The 21,040-nt window shown below is 62.6% G+C and carries 18 protein-coding genes; 9 read left to right on the forward strand and 9 right to left on the reverse strand.

Annotated elements, in window-relative coordinates; genetic code table 11:
• Positions 1-18: 18 nt before the first annotated feature.
• Complete coding sequence (locus KF821_07380) at positions 19-1,017, forward strand: rod shape-determining protein (protein ID MBX3005632.1); 999 nt, start codon at positions 19-21, stop codon at positions 1,015-1,017.
• A gap of 50 nt (positions 1,018-1,067) precedes the next feature.
• Here the strand turns inward: KF821_07380 and KF821_07385 are convergent, their stop codons facing one another.
• The 3 genes from KF821_07385 to KF821_07395 all read right to left on the reverse strand — a co-directional run bounded on the left by KF821_07385 (position 1,068) and on the right by KF821_07395 (position 5,006).
• On the reverse strand, positions 1,068-2,606 hold the full coding sequence (locus KF821_07385; protein MBX3005633.1) for a hypothetical protein: 1,539 nt from the start codon (positions 2,604-2,606) through the stop codon (positions 1,068-1,070).
• A 2-nt stretch (positions 2,607-2,608) separates the two neighbouring features.
• The gene (locus KF821_07390; protein MBX3005634.1) at positions 2,609-4,294 is read right to left on the reverse strand and encodes a hypothetical protein; all 1,686 of its coding nucleotides are present in this window, start codon (positions 4,292-4,294) and stop codon (positions 2,609-2,611) included.
• Between the two features lie 94 nt (positions 4,295-4,388).
• Positions 4,389-5,006: a redox-sensing transcriptional repressor Rex gene (locus tag KF821_07395; GenBank protein ID MBX3005635.1), complete on the reverse strand. Its 618-nt coding sequence runs from the start codon at positions 5,004-5,006 to the stop codon at positions 4,389-4,391.
• A 227-nt stretch (positions 5,007-5,233) separates the two neighbouring features.
• On the opposite strand from KF821_07395, the gene obgE reads away from it, so the two are divergent.
• Positions 5,234-6,502: a GTPase ObgE gene (gene obgE, locus KF821_07400; protein MBX3005636.1), complete on the forward strand. Its 1,269-nt coding sequence runs from the start codon at positions 5,234-5,236 to the stop codon at positions 6,500-6,502.
• Positions 6,503-6,510: 8 nt separating this feature from the next.
• Here the strand turns inward: obgE and KF821_07405 are convergent, their stop codons facing one another.
• The 3 genes from KF821_07405 to KF821_07415 are packed head-to-tail and all read right to left on the reverse strand — an operon-like array spanning position 6,511 to position 9,336.
• Entirely contained in the window at positions 6,511-7,962 is a 1,452-nt protein-coding gene (locus tag KF821_07405) for a hypothetical protein (GenBank protein MBX3005637.1), read from the reverse strand.
• The gene (locus KF821_07410; protein ID MBX3005638.1) at positions 7,959-8,615 is read right to left on the reverse strand and encodes a ribonuclease HII; all 657 of its coding nucleotides are present in this window, start codon (positions 8,613-8,615) and stop codon (positions 7,959-7,961) included. The genes KF821_07405 and KF821_07410 overlap by 4 nt, the downstream gene beginning before the upstream one ends.
• Positions 8,608-9,336, reverse strand: a complete 729-nt coding sequence (locus KF821_07415; protein ID MBX3005639.1) for a glycosyltransferase family 2 protein — start codon at positions 9,334-9,336, stop codon at positions 8,608-8,610. The genes KF821_07410 and KF821_07415 overlap by 8 nt, the downstream gene beginning before the upstream one ends.
• A gap of 47 nt (positions 9,337-9,383) precedes the next feature.
• Here KF821_07415 and dtd point away from each other — a divergent pair, with 47 nt between their 5' ends.
• Positions 9,384-9,821, forward strand: a complete 438-nt coding sequence (dtd, locus tag KF821_07420; GenBank protein ID MBX3005640.1) for a D-tyrosyl-tRNA(Tyr) deacylase — start codon at positions 9,384-9,386, stop codon at positions 9,819-9,821.
• Between the two features lie 33 nt (positions 9,822-9,854).
• Here the strand turns inward: dtd and KF821_07425 are convergent, their stop codons facing one another.
• Positions 9,855-10,592, reverse strand: a complete 738-nt coding sequence (locus KF821_07425; GenBank protein MBX3005641.1) for a hypothetical protein — start codon at positions 10,590-10,592, stop codon at positions 9,855-9,857.
• A gap of 23 nt (positions 10,593-10,615) precedes the next feature.
• Between KF821_07425 and KF821_07430 the strand changes: the two genes are divergently transcribed.
• Positions 10,616-11,368, forward strand: coding sequence for a DsbA family protein (locus tag KF821_07430; GenBank protein MBX3005642.1), 753 nt, complete (start codon positions 10,616-10,618; stop codon positions 11,366-11,368).
• 35 nt (positions 11,369-11,403) lie between these two features.
• On the opposite strand, the gene KF821_07435 is transcribed toward KF821_07430, so the two are convergent.
• Both KF821_07435 and KF821_07440 read right to left on the reverse strand, forming a co-directional pair.
• Entirely contained in the window at positions 11,404-12,309 is a 906-nt protein-coding gene (locus KF821_07435; protein MBX3005643.1) for a methyltransferase domain-containing protein, read from the reverse strand.
• The gene (locus KF821_07440; protein ID MBX3005644.1) at positions 12,299-13,642 is read right to left on the reverse strand and encodes a UDP-glucose/GDP-mannose dehydrogenase family protein; all 1,344 of its coding nucleotides are present in this window, start codon (positions 13,640-13,642) and stop codon (positions 12,299-12,301) included. Before KF821_07440 ends, KF821_07435 begins: the two co-directional genes overlap by 11 nt.
• Positions 13,643-13,729: 87 nt before the next feature.
• Here KF821_07440 and KF821_07445 point away from each other — a divergent pair, with 87 nt between their 5' ends.
• The 5 genes from KF821_07445 to KF821_07465 all read left to right on the forward strand — a co-directional run bounded on the left by KF821_07445 (position 13,730) and on the right by KF821_07465 (position 20,820).
• The gene (locus KF821_07445) at positions 13,730-14,521 is read left to right on the forward strand and encodes a M23 family metallopeptidase (GenBank protein MBX3005645.1); all 792 of its coding nucleotides are present in this window, start codon (positions 13,730-13,732) and stop codon (positions 14,519-14,521) included.
• 6 nt (positions 14,522-14,527) lie between these two features.
• Positions 14,528-16,183, forward strand: a complete 1,656-nt coding sequence (gene hutU / locus KF821_07450; protein ID MBX3005646.1) for a urocanate hydratase — start codon at positions 14,528-14,530, stop codon at positions 16,181-16,183.
• Between the two features lie 14 nt (positions 16,184-16,197).
• Positions 16,198-17,370 carry an MFS transporter gene (locus tag KF821_07455; protein MBX3005647.1) on the forward strand — a complete coding sequence of 391 codons (1,173 nt, stop codon included), beginning with the start codon at positions 16,198-16,200 and terminating at the stop codon, positions 17,368-17,370.
• A 52-nt stretch (positions 17,371-17,422) separates the two neighbouring features.
• Positions 17,423-18,631, forward strand: a complete 1,209-nt coding sequence (locus tag KF821_07460; protein MBX3005648.1) for a L,D-transpeptidase — start codon at positions 17,423-17,425, stop codon at positions 18,629-18,631.
• A 185-nt stretch (positions 18,632-18,816) separates the two neighbouring features.
• Positions 18,817-20,820, forward strand: coding sequence for a 4Fe-4S dicluster domain-containing protein (locus tag KF821_07465; GenBank protein ID MBX3005649.1), 2,004 nt, complete (start codon positions 18,817-18,819; stop codon positions 20,818-20,820).
• The last annotated feature ends 220 nt before the right edge of the window (positions 20,821-21,040 follow it).

Genomic DNA, 21,040 nt, shown 5'->3' on the forward strand with positions numbered 1-21,040 from the left:
TCCCTCAGGTGTCGCTTAATGGCAGTCCTGGCGCGTGAACTCGGCATTGACCTGGGTACGATGTATATTCGCATCGTTCAGGGCGGCGAGATCATTCTGCAAGAGCCCACCGTGGCCGCGGTTGATATGCAAGAGCAGAAGATCGTGGCCGTGGGCGAAGAAGCCCAGGGCATGATCGGCCGCGTGTCCGAAGAGACCATTGAAGTCGTGCGCCCCTTGCAAAAGGGTGTGGTGGCTTACTACGAGCTTACTGAACTGCTGTTGGATTATCTGGTGCGCCGCGTGGGGGGCTCGGTGCGCTTGTTTAAGCCGCGCATCATGATCACCCACCCCTACGGCATCACCAGTGTGGAGCGCCGCGCCGTGCACGAAGCCGCCCTGGCCAGCGGCGATGCCGCCTTGATCTCGCAGCCGTTGGCGGCCGCCCTGGGGATCGATCTGCCCGTGGGTACGCCCACCGGCAACATGGTGGTGTGCCTGGGCGGCGGCTGCACGCAAGCCGCGGTGCTGGCGATGAACGATGTTGTCTCGGGCGAGAATCTGCGTCAGGGCGGGCTGGATCTGGATGATGCGATTGCCAGCTATGTGCGCCGCAAGTACGGCCTGCACATTGGCCAACGCACCGCTGAGATGGTGAAGCTGCGCGTTGGCGCGGCTGTGCCGCAGGATGAAGAGCACAGCGTGGAATTGCAGGGCCAGGATCAGGTGACCGGCCTGCCGCGCCCGCTGACCCTGACCACCTCCGAAGTTGTGGAAGCTGTGCAACCCGCGCTGGATGAAGTCTTCGAGATGATTCGCCGTGTGCTCGAACGCACGCCACCCGAACTGGCCTCAGACATCATCGATCGTGGCGTCGCGCTGTGCGGCGGCGGGGCACTGCTGCGTGGTATGGATCGCTTGATGACCCAAAAGCTCGGCGTGCCGGCCTATCTGGTGGATGACCCGGTGAATTGTGTAGCCATGGGCGCACAACGCGCCTTGGATGAATACAAGGCGCTGGCCCGCTACCTGGGGTAATCCTCAGGCGGTATGCAGGTCACTACAAAGGCAGCCAGCGGCTGCCTTTTTTATTGCTGGCCTATCAGGATCTGGCCTTCGGGCCCATCATAGAGGCGCTGTAAACCACGCGTTAGGTTTTCGATGTGTGTGCTCGCATCCGCGCCCAAGCTGGTGCGCAGTTGCGGCGTGTACAGCAGCAGAATGCCCCCGTTGCGCATCAGCGGATCGAGCGCGGTGTCTCCCTCGCCGAGGGCTGGGTTGTTTGTGGCGCGCACATTGGGATAGATCTCGGCCAGATCGTAGGTAGGCTTATCCAGATAGAGCAAAAACAGCGCCGGCAGGTTGGAGATCCAGGCCGCCTCTTGTGGCAGTTGGCGCGCCGTGCGCAGCAGCTCCGAATCGCGATAGTACACCGCGGTATAGCCGTGGCCCTCGGCGTAACGTTCATTCACCAGGCGCTGGGTTTGCGGCGCCCAAGCCAGCACGGCCAGCGCCGCCATGCCCAGCAGGGCGGCGTTCACCACGCCCGGGCGGCGTGGGGAAAGTGCCAGCAACCCACTGATACCCAGCCATAAGAGTAAGGGGAATAGAGGCAAGAGGGTGCGCGGATTTATATCCGGCTGGACGTTGGAAAACAAAAAGGCGGCCAGGCAAACCATAATGTAGGCCACGGCGTGTGTACCAGCTACGAAGCCTAGATGTACCCAAGCGGTTTGGCTACGCCCGCGCCATAGCTGCCAAGCCACCGCAATCAGGCTGGCCAACAGGCCTGCTCCCAGGAGTGCAGCCACTGGCCCGGCCCATGCGCTGCCCTGCGGCACCCAACTATTGGCTAGGCTGCTAACCAACTGGCTCCAAAAGCTGGCCGATTGCACGCCCAGCTCGGCGGGCGCACTAAAACTACGCCCGGCCAGCGCGGGCAGGCTGAACTGCCAGAGCAGCGCAGGTAACGCGCCCAGCACGGCGAAGATCAGCGCATCGTTTAGCCGGGCGCGGCGCGAGCCAGGCGCCAGTGCCACTAGCGCCAGTGCGCCGGCAGCGACGTTAGCCGCGCCTACCAGGCGCGCTAGCATGGTCAGCGCCGCGCAGGCAGCGGAAACATATAGGCTGGCACGCGAGCCCCCGGCCAGATAGGCCAACAAACTGGCCAGGCCCAACAACATCAGGCTCAGGTACAGCGGCTCGCTCATCGCGCCGCCCAGGTTATCGATCAGGGTGGGGAAGCTGGCCGCGGCCAGCGCCAGGGCCAGCGCGGCTGCTTTGTGGCCCGTGCGCGCGTAGACTGCCGCACTGAGCACGAATACACACCCGAAGGCGCTGGCTATGTTGAGTAGCGTAGTGCTGGTGAAAGGGTGCAGCCCGGCCTGCAGGCCGCCCGCCAACAGCCACGGGTATAGCGGCTGGTGCAGCGTGAGCGGGCGGTAAACCCCCGCGGGGGAGAGCAGGCTCAGCCCGTGGCCAGCGGCCAGGTTGCGCGCCGCGGCAATGTAGGCCGCCGAATCACTGAAGGCCCAAGGCCCCCAGTGCATTTGCCACCACACCGCCCAGGCGGCCAGCAGACCCAGCGCCGCCAGCAGCCAGTAGAAACGATCCTTGATGATGGCCATGCTCACTCAGCAAACGTGTAGACGCGCACGCCCCCTTGTTCGCTCAGCAGGCGTAGGCCGAGGGACAGCATCGTCTGTTCAGTGGCGGCGAAGTCGCTGTAATCGTGCGGGTCGATCAGTACATACTCCACGCGGTATTCGCGCAAGGTGGCAATGCTGTGCGCATCCGGAAAGTGCTCGAGGATCGGTGCCAGGTACTGATACTGCGCTGGCTGGTTGGCATTGAAGAAGCCCCCGGTGAAGGGCTTCTGGTGAGTCAGGGCGTAATACACTTGCTCCTGGTCTACCGAGCGGCTAAACGGCAATTGCACCACTGCGCCATTGCCCGGCTGCTGTGCCAACCAAGCATCCACTGGCCGCGCTTCGACGGGCAGGATATGCCGATCCGGACCGGGGTAAAAATCGAGCAGCACCAGCGCCAGCAGGGCCACGGTAGCCCAGCGCTGCCAACGCTGCGGCAGCCGGCGCAGTAGTAGATCGGCCCCCAGGCCGGCGATCAGCGCCGCAAACAGCAGCGCAAAGACGCCCATGCGCATGATCGCGCGCATTTTTGCAAAGAAGGGCACATATTCATATAGCCATAGGCTGGGCAAAGGCACGCGCTGGCCTGCCACGAGCACCAGCTCGCCATTCCAGTGTAGGTGCGGGCCCATGGCGATCAGCACCGCGGCCAGCATGCTGATGGCGGCGAGGGTGAGTAGGCTGCGCTCCGCAAGCTCTTTGCGGCGCACAAAGGCTACGGCCAGCAGGGCAAGCGTGATAACGCCAATATACAGTGAGCCTTCGATCCATTGCGAACGATCGAGAACCTGGCTAATCCAGCCACCCCACAGAAAATGACTGGACGCCGGCGCCAGAAAATCGGTCAGGCTGGCAGCATACGCGTCCATATAGTCCACACTACGATCCGCCAGGCCGCCCTGGCCCGCCAACGCCAGGAAGGGGCGTAAGGCGAGGTAAAGGACGGGGGCGCTGAGCAATGCGGTGGCGCCCAGCCGCAGCCAGGTGGCGAGCTGGCGGTACGCCGGGCGCGTGAGCAGGAAAAAACTGCCCACGAATACCACGCTGATCAGCAAGGTGAACAGCAGGTAATACATCGAAGTGAAGGCGATCAGGCCTAGCGCGCCTGCGCAGAGCAGCGCCCAACCCCAATGGAACTTCTTTCCGGCGCGCAGCACTTCGTACAGGCCCAGAAAATACAGCGGAAACCAGGCGGTGGCCGAGAGATTCAGATGGCCGGCTTGATAATGGGCGATGCGATTGGGGAAAAAGGCATATAGCGTGCCCGCCAGCAGGCTGGCGGCGGCGGAACGCGTATAGCGGTAGACCCAGACATACATCGCCAGGCCGGAGAATACAAAGCTCAACCACATCCCGATGTTGTAGCCCGCCACCGGCCCCCACAGCAGGCTAAACGGCAGGCTGGGCAGCAAGGCCGCCAGGCTGGTATCCGTCGTGGAAAGGTTCCAGCCCTGCGGGTAATTCATCAGCGGGTTGAAGAAGATGTGTGGGTTCTCGCCAGTAAAGAAGCCCTGATACCAGCGCACCAGCCACACAAAATAGATCCCATCCCCCTGGGTGCCCCCGCGTATGGCTTCAGTAAAGTTCAGTACCAGTGGATAGGTAAAAATGAGGGCTACGAGCAGGAAAAAGAGCCCCGCAAGGACAAAGTATTTCAGCCTTGGCATAACCAGAGAATTATAGTTTCTATTAAAAAAGAGTCTGCTGGCCGGTTAGTTGACTAACCGGCCAGCAGATGTAGATGCTGAAACTTGGCTTAGTTCAGTCCAGATAATAGGTCATGCGCTGCAAGTGGATCGAGGGATCGATGTTCTGCACGCGGATGCCGGGCGGCACGGTGAGGTTCACCGGCGCGTAGCTAAGGATCGCCTGGATGCCGGCCGCCACCAATTGGTCGGCCACGGTTTGGGCCGCTTGGGCCGGCACGGCGATCATGGCCATTTTGACCCCGGCCGCCTGCACCTCATCCTTCAAGGTGGCTGAATCTTTGATCACGAAATCGCCGTGTTTTTCGCCAATACGCGCCGGCGAATTATCGAAAATATCGCGGATCTTGAAGCCGCGTTCGCTAAAGCCGCTGTAGCCGGCCAAGGCGCGGCCAATATCACCGGCGCCCACAATGATCACTTCCCAATTTTTGTTGACGCGCAAGATCTCGCGCACCTGATTGGCCAGGTATTCGATGTTGTAGCCGGTGCCCTGTTTGCCGAATTCGCCAAACTGCGAGAGATCCTTGCGGATCTGTGCCGCCGAGATGCCCAAGCGCTCACCCAGTTCTTGTGAGCTGGTTACCTGGCGCCCCTCGGCCAGCATGTGTTGCAGCGCCCGCAGGTACACCGGCAGGCGGCCGATCACGATATCGGGGATTTGTTTTGCCATCTTCGTTTGTCTCCCGCCAAAAACTCTAACATTAAAATCCATCTTGTGCAATTACCCACAATGAGAGTACAAGCAGGGTGCAAATTGAACCATACGCGTTTGGAGAAAAGTTGCCGTTAGCGTGCGAATTCAGATCGCGAGTGTGGGGCTTTTCATTCCGCACACACAACATTTGGCGCGGCGCTCGCCCAGCCAGGCGTCCCTCGAGCGAGTATCATTCCCTATCTATGGATAGCCATTTCATCGATGAAGTAGAAATTACCGTCAGCTCCGGCAAGGGCGGCGACGGCATGGTGCACTTCCGCCGGGAGCGCTTTGTGCCGCGCGGCGGGCCGGATGGCGGCGACGGGGGCCGCGGCGGTTCAGTGATCCTGGAAGTGGAAGATTCCATGCGCACCCTGTACAACTTCCGCCGCCAGAAGAAATTCGCGGCTGAGGAAGGCCGTCCCGGTGGCCCCAGCAATCGCAGCGGGCGCGGCGCCCCCGATCTGGTGCTAAAAGTGCCCGTGGGCACGCTGGTGTATGACGCCAGCCGCGGTGACCTATTGGCCGATCTGGTGCATGCCGGGGAGCGTTACGAGGCCGCCCGCGGCGGCCGTGGCGGGCGTGGCAACCAGCATTTCGCCAACTCGCGCAACCAGGCACCGCGCATTGGCGAAAAAGGTGCCCCCGGCGAAGAAAAGACCCTACGCCTGGAGCTCAAGCTGCTGGCAGATATTGGCATCGTCGGCGTGCCCAATGCCGGCAAATCCACCCTGCTCGCGGCGCTCACCAATGCGCGCCCGCGCATCGCCAACTATCCCTTCACCACCCTGGCGCCCAACCTCGGCGTAGCCGTGCTGGATGAAGAGACTGATCTGGTATTGGCGGATATCCCTGGCCTTATCGAGGGCGCCCATACCGGCAAAGGGTTGGGGCATGACTTTTTGCGCCATATCCAGCGCACGCGTGTATTGATCCATCTATTGGACGGCATGGCCGAGGCGCCGCTAGCGGATTACACCCAGATCAATAGCGAGCTGGCTTTGTTTGACCCGCAGTTGGGTAGCAAGCCCCAGGTGGTGGCGGTCAATAAGATCGATCTGCCCGATGTGCAAGCACGTTGGCCGGAATTGCAAGCCGGCCTGAAGAAGCTCGGCGTAGCTTCGCCGCTGGCCATCTCCGCCGTCAGCGGCCAGGATGTGCGCCGCCTGCTGGGGCGCGCCGCCGAGGCTTTGCGCGCCCTGCCCGAACCGGTGGCCGATGAGTTGCCGGTCTACCGGCCCGAAACGGACCCAACGGAGTTCGAGATCACCCGCGAGCCCGACGGTTGGCGCCTGCACGGCGCCGCCATTGAACGCGCCGCGGCGATGACCTATTGGGAGCATGACCAATCGGTCAGCCGCTTCCAGCGTATTCTGCGCCAGCTCAAGATCGATGTTGCCCTGCGAGAAAAGGGCGTGGTGGATGGTGATACCGTGTTTATCGGTGAGTATGAACTGGAATGGAAAGACTGAGCGCGCGGCTATTCGCCAAAATACTCGTTGATGATCTCATCCAACGCCTGGCCACTGCTGGCTTGTAGTAAGGCCAGGAAGCTGGCGCCATCGGCCAATTGGCCGCGGTAGCGCGTGGCATAGGCCTGCAAGAAGTCTAAGAAGGCTTCGTCGCCGATGCGCTGGCGCACCGCATGCAGGAACTGGGCGCCGCGTAAATAATTGGCATTCACATAGGGGCGGAAGCCCTCCAGCTCGTAGGCGCTGCGCCCCACGCGGCCTTGCGGTTCCCACTGCTCGACGCGGAACTGCCACCACCAGTCCTGCGCGTTGGGATGCGCCTCCTGGTAATACAGCAATTCAGCATAGGTGGCCAGCGCCTCATCCAGCCAGGCTTCATGGGCTGCATCGTTGCCTACTGCACCGAACCACCAGTTGTGCGCGGTTTCATGCGCGCTGAGCGTGGTGAGCAGGTTGCGCGGCGTGCCGTCATAGCTCTTGAAGTAACCCATATCCAAGAAGAACATGCCGTCCGATTCCATGCCGTCTGGAAAGATGCACTCCACCAGCACCAAGTGCTCGTAGGGATAGGTGCCGAACAAGCGCTCGTAGATTTCCAGTGCTTTGGCGGCGGTGCGCACGGCCGCCTGCGCCGCGGCGCGCTCCTCTTCAAAGTAATACACCGTCACCGGAATGTTGCCTTCCCCGGCGCGGAGCGTCTCGGCCTGGTAGTGGCCGCTGGCAGCCCAGACAAAGCGGCGTGCGTGTGCCAATTGGTAGTGCCAGCCGCCCTCACGCCGCGTCTCGGGCGCGGGCGCAGCGATTTGCAACAGGGCCGGCGGGTGCACGGTGTATAGCGAAACGTCAAAATCGGCGCTTTCGTACACCAGGTATTCGCCTTGCGGCGTGGGCTCGTTGATCACCCAGCCGCGCTCGGCCAGATAGGGTGGGATGAAGGGATACCAATCGATAAAGGTCATCTGGCGCGCGGTCCAGCCCAGTAGGGTTGGCCGTTCGGGCACCGCAATGGCATAGTCAATCTCGATGTGCAGCACCTCGCCTGGCAGCAGCGGGCGTGCGAGCAACAACTCCGCGGAACCGCCCTGGGCGCGGCCGTGGTAACTCCAGTCTGTGCCGCGGTCATACTCGATCGAGGTGATTGTGATCAGCTCGTCGGCCACGGGCACTACCAGCGGGATCATATCCAGCGGGAGGGCTTGGTTGTTCGTATAGCGGATCTCTTGACTCACCGCCAAATAGTGCGCGGCAAAATCCAGCGTGGCGATCAGGCGATACTGTGGGCGCACCGCAGGCACGGGGGCGCGGTACGTGGGGCTGGGCGCCGCGCTGGGGCTGGCTGTTGCGCTGGCCTGGGGCGTTGGCGCCGCGGGTGTGGCTGCGAGGGGGCCAGGCGTCGCGGCTGGGCCGCGGCAGGCCGCTAGCAGCAGCAGCGCCAGCCACATCCGCACGGGGCGTTTCATGCGGGCGCCTTCATTGGTGCGAAGCTGCGCCGGTGGTGGGCACACGGCCCGTACGTGGCGATGGCGGCGCGGTGGGCGGCGGTGGCGTAGCCCTTGTGCTGGGCGAAGCCATAGTGGGGAAACTCGGCGTCCAGGCGGCTTAATTCGGCATCGCGTGCGGTTTTGGCCAGCACTGAGGCTGCGGCAATGCTCAGGCTGCGTGCATCGCCGCCGATCAAGGCGGTTTGCGGCAAGGGGTTCTCCGCCAGGCGAATTGCATCCAGCAGCAAGTGCTGCGGGGCCAGCGTCAAGGCGGCCAGCGCCCGGCGGGTGGCGAGGTAGCTGGCCTGCAGGATATTGATCGTATCGATTTCGTCTACGCTGGCGCTGGCGACTGCCCAAGCCAACGCATACTGGCGAATGCGTGGGGCCAACTGCTGGCGTTCGCGGGCAGTGAGCTGCTTGGAATCGCGTACGCCGCGCAACTGGCGGTGCAGATCGCTGGGCAGGATCACCGCGGCGGCGTAGACCGGGCCGGCCAGGGCGCCGCGCCCGGCTTCATCGGCGCCGGCCACATACACAATTCCTTGCGCCCATAACTTGCGCTCGTAGCGCAGGCTGGGCCATTTGGGCACTTTTTTCCGCGGGCGTGGCACAGCCGGCCGGCTAGCCATAGCGTCCTTGCCAATCGTTGAGGCGAATGCGCAAAATATCGCGCAGCATATGCAGCGTATCGGTCAGCGGGCGCACATGGCTGTGGTCACTGTAGTACCAGGGGATCGGCAGTTCCATGATTGCCAGGCCTTGCTTGCGCGCCAGGTACAGGACTTCTACGTCAAATGACCAACCGTCCATGGTTTGCAGGGGGAACAACGCCTGCGCGGCGCGGGCGCTGAAGCATTTGAAGCCGCATTGGGTATCCTGCAGGCCGGGCAGCGCCAACGCGCGGATCAGGGCGTTGATCACGCGCCCACCCACATGGCGCACATCGGGCTCGTTGTAACGCACCGCGCCGGGGGCTTCGCGCGAGGCAATGATCACTTCTGCGCCATTTTGCTGCGGGGGCAGGAAGCGCGGGATCTCGCTGACTGGCATCGAAAGATCCGCGTCGAGCATCATGCGCCATTCGCCACGCGCCGCCAGCATGCCCAGGCGTACCGCCAGGCCCTTGCCGCGCCCTGGCGAGGTGAGTACCCGGAAGCCAGCATGCTCGGCGGCGAAGGCCTCGGCGATCGCCAGGGTGCGATCCTGGCTGCCGTTCTCGACGACGAGAACTTCGTAGGGGTAGCTTTGCTGGCTGACGAAGGCATGCACGCGCGCCAGGCTCTCCGGTAGGCGTTGCTCTTCGTTATAGGCAGGGATGATCAGCGAGAGGAAGGGGGTAGTAGCAGACACACGGGGATTATACGCAGGCCGAGGCGTGCTGTGGTTATACTGCCCCTATGCGAGCTTTGGTGCAACGCGTGCGCGCCGCTGCGGTGCGTGTGGAAGGGCAGGAGATCGCCCGCATCGCGCAGGGCGTGGTGGTGCTGCTGGGCGTAGGCCCGCAGGATGATGAAAGCCAGGCGCGCTATCTGGCCGAGAAGATCGCCAACTTACGCATCTTCGAAGATGCCGCGGGCAAAATGAATCGCTCGCTGCTGGAGGTGGGCGGGGCGGCGATTGTGGTTTCGCAGTTCACGCTGTACGCCGATAGCGAACGCGGCCGGCGGCCCTCCTTTGTCCGTGCCGCCGCACCGCAGCATGCCGAGCCCCTAGTGGCGCGTTTTGCCGAGTTAGTAGCCGAGCAGGGCGTGGCGGTACAAACCGGGCGCTTTGGGGCCGAGATGCTGGTAGAGATCCACAATGATGGGCCGGTCACCTTGTGGCTGGAAAAATAAATCCTGAATTTCTGAGTACTTGTTAGTTACAAACTACTTCCACAGCGCCGCCTCCACCTGAACGGCCAGCGCCCCCGCTGCCAAAAACGCCTCGGCCTGCTGCGCTGTCTCCACGCCGCCGGCGGCGATCACGGGCGCGCCGGCGCGCTGCAGCGCCTGGGTGACCGCCAGTGCTTGTGGGTAGAGTGCCGGCCCATAGAGGCGCCCGCTGACCAGCCTACCCGCCCCATCCGGCAGGCTGCCGCGCGGCGGCCCCAGGCTGATGGCGCTGGCCCCGGCGGCCAGGCAGGCCGTGGCCAATTCTTCGGCCCGCGCCAGGCTAAGCTGGGCGATCAGTGGCCACTTGCTCTGTGCCGCGCGCACCAGCTCGCCCGCCAGTTGTGCGCTGGCATCCGCCGCAATGCTGAGTTCCAGGCCGGCCAGGTTATCCAATGCTTCGAGGGGCGGCATCACCTGTGCCAGGCTGGCCGGCTCGTCAATCAATAGATTGAGAATGATGGGCTGGCTGGCACGCGCCCAGGCCGCGGCGTGCTGCTGCACGGCGCGGCGCAGCCCCGGGTTGGGCCAGCCGGTGTGCAGTAACGCACCGCCCGGAAACGTGAGCAGGCGCGGCCCCTGGCTGGCGCGGCGTGGCTGCAGGCTGATCGGGTTGGTGACGAAGGCGGCCAGCGGCGGCCAGGCAGGCTGGGCGGCCTTTGGCGCGAAGCCCAGGCTGCCCGCCGCATTCATGTACGGCCCGGCCAGTTCCAGGCGCGGCACATCGTTTTGCATGGCGGCATTATATAATCGCCCGCATGGCAACCGCAAAAAGGACCGCGCGCACGCAAAAGCGCCAGCCAGCTACAGGCGATGAAATTTTGCACATCCAGATCAAACGCCGCCACCTGTGGGCGCTGATTGCACCGCTGGCCTTCCTTTTGGGCTTATGGGCCGGCTACTTGCTGTGGGGGCGCGCCCCGGCCGCCGCGGCGCCCAGCGCCGCCGACAGTGCCGATGTGGGCACGCAGATCGAAGGCCTGCAGCGCTATGACATCAACCTGGAGGGCGACCCCGTGCTGGGGCCGGCGGATGCACCGGTGACGATCGTGGAGTTTGCGGATTTTCAGTGCCCGTATTGTGTGCGCCACTTTGAGCAGACCATGCCGCAACTGATGGAACGATATGGTGACCAGGTGCGCTTTGTGTTTAAGAATTACCCGCTCAACAGCATTCATCCGGATGCCGATGCAGCCGCCCAGGCGGCCGAATGTGCCAATGAACAAGGCATGTTCTGGGAGTATCACGACCTGCTGTTTGGCGGCACGCTGGGCTTGGGCCCGAGCGCCTATACTAGCTATGCTGAGCAACTGGGCCTGGATGTAGCCGCACTGAGCACCTGCCTGGCGGAGGGGCGCTATGCCGATGCCGTCAAGCAGGATTTGGCGCTGGGGCAGCAGTACGGGGTGAGCTCTACGCCTACCTTTTTCATCAACGGGATCGCCCTGGTGGGCGCTTACCCCTTTGATACCTTTGCTTCGATCATCGATTACGAATTAGCCAACCGCTAACCGCAACAAAAAAGCCGCTCAACGAGCGGCTTTTTTTATCTTGTGGGGCTGGCTTGTTTGAAGTTGTAAATACCGTTGTGGATGCCCCAGTGACGTCCACAGGCACACTGCAGCCCCTTGCCTTGCGGCGCACCCAGGGGCGCACCACATTCTGGGCATTTGAAAAAGGCCCCCGGGGCCGCTACGCTACTGCTGGCCGCGGCGCGGGCGCGCACGAAAATGCTGGGGGTGTACTTCCACAGCGCACCCAGCGGCTGGAACAGCGCATCCAGCGCCACCAGCAGGCGGGTGGGCACATGGCGCTTGAGCCAGCCCACGCGGAAGTGCGAAACGGCCAGTTGGCGCTCGATCGCAAAACCCAGCTGGCGCAGCCAGCCATTGATCGCCTTGGGGTGGAAATCAAAATTGAGCGGGATGTACTCCACCGGCTCCAGGCTGAACGGGCTCCACTTCTGGCGGTCCAGCAGCCAACGGAGGATCGATTTTAGGTTGCGCTTGTTGGCATATTCCAGGATCAGCGTCGCCTGCGGTTGCAAGGTGTTGCGCACCTGCTGCAAGGCGGCAGGTGCATCGGCCATGTGGTGCAAGACGCGGATGATGGTAGCGCCATCAAACAAGCCATCTACAAAGGGCAGCTTGTACACATCGGCGGCTACGTAAATATAGCGTTCACTGCTGCCCAGGTATTGCTGGGCTTGCTCAAGCTGGGTGGTGGAGTAATCCATCACCACGATGCGCTCGTAGCCCGCGTAGCGTGGCGTGTTGCGCCCAGCGCCGGCGCCGACTTCCAGCATCAGTTGGCCGTGCGCCGGCAGCAGGCGGCGCAACGCCACCGCTTCGGCGCCGTCTTCGTAGGCGCGGCCGCCCTGCTCCCAGAAGCGGGTTTGATAGTCCGACCCCTCATAATCGCAGATGGGCGGGTGCTGAGGGTCAGTTGCCATTGACGTGTGCTTTGATCTTGGTCTTGGCGCCGGCGGCATTGCCGCGGCCTACGCCGTAGTAGGTGAAGCCCAAATTGCGCATCACTTCGGGCGTGTAAATGTTGCGGCCATCCAGCAACACCGGTTGCTTCATACTGGCATGCACGCGGGCGAGATCCAAATTCTTGAATTCGTTCCATTCGGTAGCCACCAGCAGTGCGTCCACGCCTTCGGCTAGCGAGTAGGCATCGTTGAACAGTTCTACCCCGGGCAATAGGCCGCGGGCCACGTCCATCGCCACCGGGTCATAGCCGCGCACGCTGGCACCAGCGGCTTGCAGGGCTTGCGCGATGTCGATCGAAGGTGCATCGCGCATATCGTCGGTATTGGCTTTGAAGGCCAGGCCCAGCAGGCCCACGGTCTTGCCTTGCAGGCCGCCCAGCATTTCATCCAGCTTGTCTACGATGGCTTGGCGGCGAGCGCTGTTGACCTGCATCACTGAATTGAGAATGCGCGTATCCACGCCCATCTCATCGCCCATGAAGGCCAGCGCTTTGACGTCTTTGGGGAAGCACGAGCCACCGTAGCCTAAGCCGGCCTCAAGGAATTGCTTGCCGATGCGGCTATCAAAGCCCATGCCGGCGGCGACCTCTTTTACATCCGCACCCAGGCGCTCGCAGATATCGGCAATCTCGTTGATGAAGGAGATCTTAGTCGCCAGGAAGGCATTGGAGGCGTACTTGATCATCTCGGCGGTGCGCAGATCGGTGATCACGATCGGGGCGCGCAGGGTGAGGTGCAGTTGCGCTACCTTGTCCGCGGCTTCACGATTGGTGGAGCCTAACACCGTGCGATGCGGGTTCATAAAATCGGCAATCGCCACGCCCTCGCGCAGGAACTCAGGGCAGGAGACTACCCAGAAATCGATGGGCTGGGGCTGGGCTTCGTGTACGATCTCGGCTACCCAGTCACCCGTGCCAACTGGCACGGTGGATTTATTGATCACGATCAGCGGCGCCACCATGTTCTGAGCAATGCTGCGCGCCGCCGCCTCCACATACTTCAGATCGGCTTCGCCATCTTCGCCCGAGGGGGTGCCCACGCAGATGAACACGAATTCGCTGTCTTTGAGCGCGTCCTTGTACGAAGTGGTGAAGTGCAGCCGGCCGGCAGCGACATTGCGCTTCACCAGCTCTTCCAGCCCCGGTTCGTAGATCGGCATTTCGCCGCGTTTGAGCCCAGCGACGCGCTCTTCGTTCACATCCAGGGCGATGACCTGATTGCCCAGGTCGCTAAAGCAGGCGGCCGTGACCAGGCCCACATAGCCCACCCCGATTACGCTAATCTTCCGCATTCAAATGCCTCCACAGCCTAAAACGAAATCGAATCATAACACCGGCCCCCCGCCAGGCGCAAAAAACCAAAAGGTTACAATCACAGGGTGAAGCTGCAATACTACCGTGCGCTGCGGTTGTTTGGGCTGGGCCTGGCCGCTTGCCAGCTGGCCGCTTGCCAGCCGGCTGCGGTGCCGCAGCCCACGCTAACTCCCAGCGCCACGGCCGCACCCAGCCATACGCCGCAACCCAGTGCCACCTTCACGCCTAGTGCCACCGTGCGGCCGCTCAGCGCAGTGTGCAGCCCGCTGGCCGAGCACGACATCCACAGCCTGATCACGCTTTACCTGACCCAGCCCTTCATCCCACCCCAGGGTGAGAACAAAGAAACCGGCCATCACGGCGTAGATTTTGCTTACTACCGCGGCGGGCCAACTGGCGGCCACATCAATGGCACCCCGGTGCAAGCGATGCTGGATGGCTGGGTGGCTGGCCTGGGCTACAACCCGGTCTATGGCAATTATGTGATCCTAGAAACGCCGGCTGCGTGGCTGCCCGCCGCCGTGGCACAACTTTATGCACTGGGCACGGATGATGCGCTGTATCTACTGTATGCCCATCTGCAGCAACCGGCGCCCTTTGCGCTTGGCGCGGAGCTGAGCTGTGCCGAGGTGCTCGGCCATGTGGGCGATTCGGGCGACCGCTTCTTCGTCAGCGATCCGCACCTGCACCTGGAGACGCGCCACGGCCCGGCGGGCCTGCAGATCGGCGCGATGTCGTATTACAGCACCAGCGCCAGCGAAGCGGAGCAGCAAAACTATCTGCTTTGGCGCACCAGTGATACATTTATATTGAGCGATCCGCTGTGGTTGCTCACCTACGCCGCCGAGACCCCATAGGATGCCATGACTCAACCCCGAACGCTGCGCGCCCCGCGCGGCCAAGCCCTGACTTGCAAAAACTGGCAGATCGAAGCCGTCTATCGCATGCTGCAAAATAACTTGGATCCGGAGGTGGCCGAGCGCCCTGAGGATCTGGTGGTGTACGGTGGCCGCGGCCAGGCGGCGCGTAGTTGGGAGGCGCTGGACGCCATCCTTGAGACGCTGCGCAACCTGGAGCCGGATGAAACCCTGTTGGTGCAATCGGGCAAGCCGGTGGTGGTGTTTCGCTCGCACAGCGATGCGCCGCGGGTGCTGATTGCCAATTCCAACCTGGTGCCGTATTGGGCCACACAACAGCACTTTGATGAGCTGGCGGCCAAGGGCTTAATCATGTACGGGCAGATGACCGCTGGCTCGTGGATCTACATCGGCACGCAAGGCATTTTGCAAGGCACCTATGAGACGCTGGGCGCCCTGGCGCGCCAACGCGGCTGGGCCTCCCTGCGCGGCAAGTTTGTGCTCACCGCCGGCTTGGGCGGTATGGGCGGCGCCCAGCCACTGGCGATCACCATGAACGAGGGCGTGGGCCTGGTGGTGGAGATCGATCCGGCGCGCGCCAAGCGCCGCCAGGAGATCGGCTACGTAGATGATGTCGTCGATACCCTTGAAGAAGCGATGACCCTGGTGGAAGACTATGTTGCCAAGGGCCAGCCGCGCTCGATCGGTTTGATCGGCAACGCCGCCGAGCTTTTCCCGGAGCTGTTGCAGCGCGGTGTGGTGCCCGATGTAGTGACCGATCAAACCCCGGCGCACGACCTGCTGGCCTATGTGCCCGCCCGCATGAGCCTCGCCGCGGCACAGGCGCTGCGCAGTAGTGACCCGGCCGAGTTTGAGCGCCGCGCCCAGGCCAGCATGGCTGCCCATGTGGAGGCGATGCTGGGCTTCCAGCGGAAGGGCAGCGAAGTCTTCGATTACGGTAACAACTTACGCCAACGCGCCTTGGAGTATGGCGTCACGAATGCGTTCGACTTCCCCGGGTTTGTACCCGCCTACATTCGCCCGCTGTTCAGCGAAGGCAAAGGCCCGTTCCGCTGGGTGGCACTGAGCGGTGACCCTGAAGATATCTACAAGACCGATGCCGCCATCAAGGCCCTCTTCCCTGAGGATGCCCACCTGCATCGCTGGCTGGATATGGCGCGTGAGCGCATCCCTTTTCAGGGGCTGCCGGCGCGGATTTGCTGGCTGGGCTATGGCGAGCGCGCCAAGGCGGGCCTGCGTTTCAATGAGATGGTGGCCAGCGGTGAATTGAGCGCGCCGATCGCCATCGGGCGTGACCATCTTGACTCTGGCTCGGTGGCCTCGCCCAATCGTGAGACCGAAGCGATGAAAGATGGCACCGACGCAGTCAGTGACTGGCCGATCCTCAACGCGCTGATCAACGCCGTCAACGGCGCCACATGGGTGTCGTTCCATCATGGCGGTGGCGTGGGCATTGGCTACAGCCAGCATGCTGGCCAAGTGATCGTGGCCGACGGTACGCCGGAGGCGACGGCGCGCATTGCCCGCGTGCTCACCAGCGATCCCGGCATGGGCGTGGTGCGCCACGCCGATGCCGGCTACCCTGAGGCGATTGCCGCGGCGCAGCGCCACGGCATCCATATGCCGATGCTCAAGCGCTAGCCTGCGTACCTGCGATGGCCGCGCGCAAAGACTCGCTGCGCCTGCAACTGGTGTTTTTCACACTGGTACGCATGCTGATCAGCACCATCTTCCGTATGGTGTATCCCTTCTTGCCAGTATTCCGTGACGCGCTTAACGTGCCCCTGGATACCTTGACGCGTGCGGTGGGCTTGCGCTCGCTGGCCGCCGCCCTCCTGGCGCCGTTCTTCGGCACCCTGGGCGACAGCCGCGGCCGCCGCACGGGCATGTTGGTGGGTATGGGCATCTTTGTAGGGGGCGCGGTTGTGGTCAGCCTGCTGCCAAGCTTCGCGGGCTTTGTGGCGGCGATGGTGTTGATGTTGCTGGGCAAGGTGACCTACGACCCGTCCGTGCAGGCCTACATTGGCGATCGGGTGCCGTATGCGCGCCGCAGTGCTGCCATTACCGTCACCGAATTCAGTTGGTCCACCGCATTTATCATCGGCGTGCCGGCGATGGGTTGGGTGATCGGCCGGGCGGGTTGGCTGGCTCCCTTCCAGTTGGTGGGGCTGCTGGTGTTGGCCTGCCTGGTGTTTCTGTTGTTTCTACTGCCCAAGGATCAGCCGCATCCGCAGGCGGCCAGCAGCACCTTTTCCAAGTTCCGCCTGGTGCTGCAATCCCCCGCGGCGCGCGCCGCACTGCTGTTTACGCTGTTTACCTGCATCGCTAACGAATTGGTGGGGCTCTCGTTTGGCGTCTGGCTTGAGGATCGCTTCAGTTTGCAACTGCAGGCCTTAGGCTGGGCCGCGGCCGCCCTGGGCATCGCCGAGCTGAGCGGCGAGGGACTGGTGGCCTTGTTCACTGACCGGCTGGGTAAACGCCGCGCCATCTTTTTGGGAGTGGTGCTGAATTGCCTGGCCTGCCTGCTGCTGCCGCTGATGGGCCACAGTTACCTCGGGGCGTTGCTGGCCCTGATCCTCTTCTATATCAGCTTTGAATTCACCATCGTCAGCTCGATCCCGCTGATGACCGAGGTGCTGCCGCATGCGCGTGCCACCGTGATGGCCAGCTTCTTCATCCTGGCTTCGATCGGGCGTGCTACTGCCAGCCTGGTGACGCCAGCTCTGTATGCCCAGGGGTTTGGTTTCAATGCTGGCGTGGCGATCCTTTTCAATCTGGTGGCGCTGGCCTGCCTGGGCCGCCTGGTCTTGAGTGAGCACGATCGCTAAATACCCACGCTTCGTTAACCTCCCCGCGCAAGCAGGCCGCTATAATTTCGGCATGATGCGTACCCTGCACCTTGCACTCTTGCTGGCCTTCGGCCTGGCGCTGTGGCCCAGCACGGCCCTGGCTGCGCCTGCGGCGCAGCCGCTGCAGGCCGACCCCTTGTGCCTGCCGCCCACCTTCGCCGGCAGCAGCAGCGCCGATTGCACTCCGCTCGGCTCGTATGGCTACTTTCAGCGCCTGAGCCAGTTGGGCATGAGCTTGCCCGTGCGCCCGTTGGTGGCGCAGACGGTAGACCCGGCGCTGAGCGATTTGCCGGTGAGCTATGCCATGGTCAACACTATGTCGGGCGGTGCGGTGATCGAGCGCCCGGTGTATCCCTCCCTGGCGGATGCCGCCGCGGGCACCAATCCCAGTTTTTACATCAAGGCTGGCGAGAGCCCGCATTATGTCACTTACAGCGCGGTGCAGGAACTGGATGGCAAGAGCTACTACTACACCAACCTGGGCTGGATGCGGCGTAGCGACCTTTCGCCAGCCGAGGTGCGCCGCTTTAGCATGGGCCAGCTCTTCGACACCGCGCCGACGCGTACCTTTGGCTGGGTGTTGGAGCACGCCGCTGGCGAGGCGGCGCCCTTCGCCCCCTATGCCGCCCCGAGCCTGAGCGCGCCGCGCGGCAGCACGGGCCAGGCTGCCTACACGGTGCTGGAGGTATTTGATACGCAGCAGGTGGGCGATTTGAGCTGGTACTTGGTGGGGCCGGATGAATGGCTGAACTCGTTGCAGATGCGCCTGGTGGTGCCGATGAGCGCACCGCCCGAAGGCGTAGAGAACGGCCGCTGGATCGAGATCAACCTGGAGCAGCAATCGCTGGCGGTCTACGAGAACAACCAGATGATCTTTGCCACCTTGGTGGCTACTGGCCTCGACAATCTCTGGACGCGGCCAGGCTTATTCCAGATCTATGAGAAGCACGAAGAAACCCCGATGAGCGGAGACTTCTCCGCCGGCATTGGTGGCTACTACTATCTGGCCAATGTGCCCTGGACGATGTACTACGACCAGGCGCGGGCGATCCACGGTGCCTACTGGCGCCAGAAGCAATTCTTCGGCTTCCAGGGCTCGCATGGTTGCGTGAACCTGGCGATCGGCGATGCCCGCTGGGTCTACGACTGGGCTACGCTAGGCGACTGGGTCTATGTGCATGACCCCTCGGGGCGCACCCCGACCGATGCGGAGTTCCAGTACGGCGAGGGTGGGGCGTAAAGGCAGCTGTCAGCGTAAAGAAGCTGTCAGCTTTCAGTTTTAAGCAAATATCCGGCTGTGTTCTTAATTCTAGTAATGCGCTGCCTTCTAGCGGAGGTGGACCTGTCCCGCGTGTTCGAAGCTGATAGCTTACAGCTATTGGCTTAGAGCATACGGCTTTCCTTGCCTATGCTAGAATTTTTGTCATGCTCACACTTCCAGAGAAGATCGTCTTTGTCCTCGCCGCGGCCGCCAGCGGGTATGCGGCTTTGCAGGTGGCCTTGCGCGTCATCCGCATCATTGGCCGCGGCCACGGCCGGCCGGATTGGTCGCTGATCCCTAAACGCCTGCTGCCTACGGGCGTCAAGGCGGTGGCGCTCACGCCCACCTGGCGCAAGCGCCTGCTGGTCAGCGTGCTGCACGCCATGGTGGTGTGGGCCTTCATGTTCTATCTGCTGGTCAACATTGGCGATGTGCTCGAAGCGCTGTTTGCTGGCTTCATCTTCCTGGGCCAGGGCACTTTGGGCAACCTGTACCGCCTGGTGGCGGATCTGCTCACCGTGGCGGGCATCAGCGGCATGCTGGCCTTGCTGCTGCGCCGCTTTGTGCTGCGCGCCAAAGAGCTCACCACGCGTGAGAGTACGCTGCTGCATCCCAAGGCGCGTGCCGGCATCCGCCGCGATTCGTTGATCGTGGGCTTGTTCATCGTCTTCCACCTGGGCGGACGCTTCCTGGGTAACAGCTTTAAGCTCGCCCTGCACGGGGCCGACGCGTGGCAGCCGCTGTCTTCCGCCGCGGCACAGTTGTGGGCCGGGCTCTCGCCCCAAGCGCTGACGGTCGGCGAGCATGTGGGTTTTTGGCTGGCCATCGGCCTGATCATGGCCTTCTTCCCGTATTTCTTGTATTCCAAGCACATCCACATCTTCATGGCGCCGCTCAATTTCCTGCTGCGCCCCGAACGCACTGCCCCTGGTGCGCTGGATAAGCTGAATTTTGACGATAACTCCATCGAGCAGTTTGGCGCCACGCGTGTAGAAGATTTTGCCTGGCACCAGATTCTGGATGGCTATGCCTGCATTATGTGTAACCGCTGCCAGGATGCCTGCCCGGCCTACAACACCGGCAAGGTGCTCTCGCCCGCCGCGCTGGAGATCAACAAACGCTACTTCTTCAACCAAGAGGGCGCGCGCCTGGCGGCCGGCGAAGCCAGTAGCCAAACGCTGCTGGAATTTGCCATCAGCGAAGAAGCCGTGCTGGCTTGCACCGCCTGTGGCGCCTGCACGGAGATCTGCCCGGTGGGCAATGACCCGATGCGCGACATCATGGACATCCGCCGTTCGATGGTGCTGATGGAAGACAAAGCCCCGGCCCAATGGCAAACCGCCTTCCGCGGCATGGAACGCAGCATGAACCCCTGGAACGTGCCGCCCACTGAGCGCATGAAGTGGGCTGAGGGGTTGAACGTGCAGACCATCGAGCAGAACCCTGAGCCCGAAGTGCTGTGGTGGGTGGGCTGTGCCCCGGCGACCGACCCGCGCGCTCAGAAGACTGCCCAAGCCCTGGCGCAGGTGCTGCAGGCGGCCGGCGTCAATTTTGCCGTGCTGGGCCAGAACGAGCAGTGCACCGGCGATTCGGCGCGGCGGGCGGGCAACGAGTTCCTGTTCAATGAGTTGGCTACGGCCAACGTGGAAGTTCTCAATGAGGTGGCGCCCAAACGCATCCTCACCACTTGCCCGCACTGCATGCACACGCTCAAGAATGAGTACCCGCAATTTGGCGGCCACTATGAGGTGGTGCACCACACCAGCTTTATTGATGAACTGATCAATACGGGGCGCCTCAAGGTGAAGGCCGGCGCCGATACGCAGACCGCCATGCACGACCCGTGCTACCTGGGCCGGCAAAATGATGTGGTTATCGAGCCACGCAACGTGCTCAACGCCGTCAACGCCGATGTGGTCGAGATGGCGCGTACCAAGAAGCAATCCTTCTGTTGCGGCGCCGGCGGTGCCCAGATGTGGAAGGAAGAAGAGCATGGCACCAGCCGCGTTAATAGCGAGCGCATCCGCCAGGCGCAGGAGGTCGGCGTCGAGACGTTGGCGGTGGGCTGCCCGTACTGCATGATCATGCTCTCGGATGCCGCCAAGACCGATGCGCCGCAAATGCGTGTGCGTGACGTGGTGGAGATCGTCTTCGAGAATTTGGAATAAGCAGCTGTTAGCTGTCAGCTTGTAGCGTTCAGCAAAGGCAAACAATAAATAAAAACAGCGTAGCCGATGCTACGCTGTTTAATTTACCCTTGTCATCTTGAGCGGGTAGTGGAGTTGCCACCCGGACGCCGAAGCCACGCCAGCGAAGGATCCTTATGGGCATATCTTCTACGCAGCGCGTATTTTTCAGTCATGCCAAATGAGGATCCCTCGCTGCGCT

This window comes from Anaerolineales bacterium (genome assembly GCA_019637755.1).
GTDB lineage: Bacteria > Chloroflexota > Anaerolineae > Anaerolineales > UBA11579 > JAMCZK01.

Bases quoted from the DNA above. Each gene is read 5' to 3' on its own strand.
- KF821_07380 (MBX3005632.1), top strand. From the start codon at position 19: ATGGCAGTCCTGGCGCGTGAACTCGGCATTGACCTGGGTACGATGTAT.
- KF821_07385 (MBX3005633.1), bottom strand. From the start codon at position 2,606: ATGGCCATCATCAAGGATCGTTTCTACTGGCTGCTGGCGGCGCTGGGT.
- KF821_07390 (MBX3005634.1), bottom strand. From the start codon at position 4,294: ATGCCAAGGCTGAAATACTTTGTCCTTGCGGGGCTCTTTTTCCTGCTC.
- KF821_07395 (MBX3005635.1), bottom strand. From the start codon at position 5,006: ATGGCAAAACAAATCCCCGATATCGTGATCGGCCGCCTGCCGGTGTAC.
- obgE (MBX3005636.1), top strand. From the start codon at position 5,234: ATGGATAGCCATTTCATCGATGAAGTAGAAATTACCGTCAGCTCCGGC.
- KF821_07405 (MBX3005637.1), bottom strand. From the start codon at position 7,962: ATGAAACGCCCCGTGCGGATGTGGCTGGCGCTGCTGCTGCTAGCGGCC.
- KF821_07410 (MBX3005638.1), bottom strand. From the start codon at position 8,615: ATGGCTAGCCGGCCGGCTGTGCCACGCCCGCGGAAAAAAGTGCCCAAA.
- dtd (MBX3005640.1), top strand. From the start codon at position 9,384: ATGCGAGCTTTGGTGCAACGCGTGCGCGCCGCTGCGGTGCGTGTGGAA.
- KF821_07425 (MBX3005641.1), bottom strand. From the start codon at position 10,592: ATGCAAAACGATGTGCCGCGCCTGGAACTGGCCGGGCCGTACATGAAT.
- KF821_07430 (MBX3005642.1), top strand. From the start codon at position 10,616: ATGGCAACCGCAAAAAGGACCGCGCGCACGCAAAAGCGCCAGCCAGCT.
- KF821_07435 (MBX3005643.1), bottom strand. From the start codon at position 12,309: ATGGCAACTGACCCTCAGCACCCGCCCATCTGCGATTATGAGGGGTCG.
- KF821_07440 (MBX3005644.1), bottom strand. From the start codon at position 13,642: ATGCGGAAGATTAGCGTAATCGGGGTGGGCTATGTGGGCCTGGTCACG.
- hutU (MBX3005646.1), top strand. From the start codon at position 14,528: ATGACTCAACCCCGAACGCTGCGCGCCCCGCGCGGCCAAGCCCTGACT.
- KF821_07455 (MBX3005647.1), top strand. From the start codon at position 16,198: ATGGCCGCGCGCAAAGACTCGCTGCGCCTGCAACTGGTGTTTTTCACA.
- KF821_07460 (MBX3005648.1), top strand. From the start codon at position 17,423: ATGATGCGTACCCTGCACCTTGCACTCTTGCTGGCCTTCGGCCTGGCG.
- KF821_07465 (MBX3005649.1), top strand. From the start codon at position 18,817: ATGCTCACACTTCCAGAGAAGATCGTCTTTGTCCTCGCCGCGGCCGCC.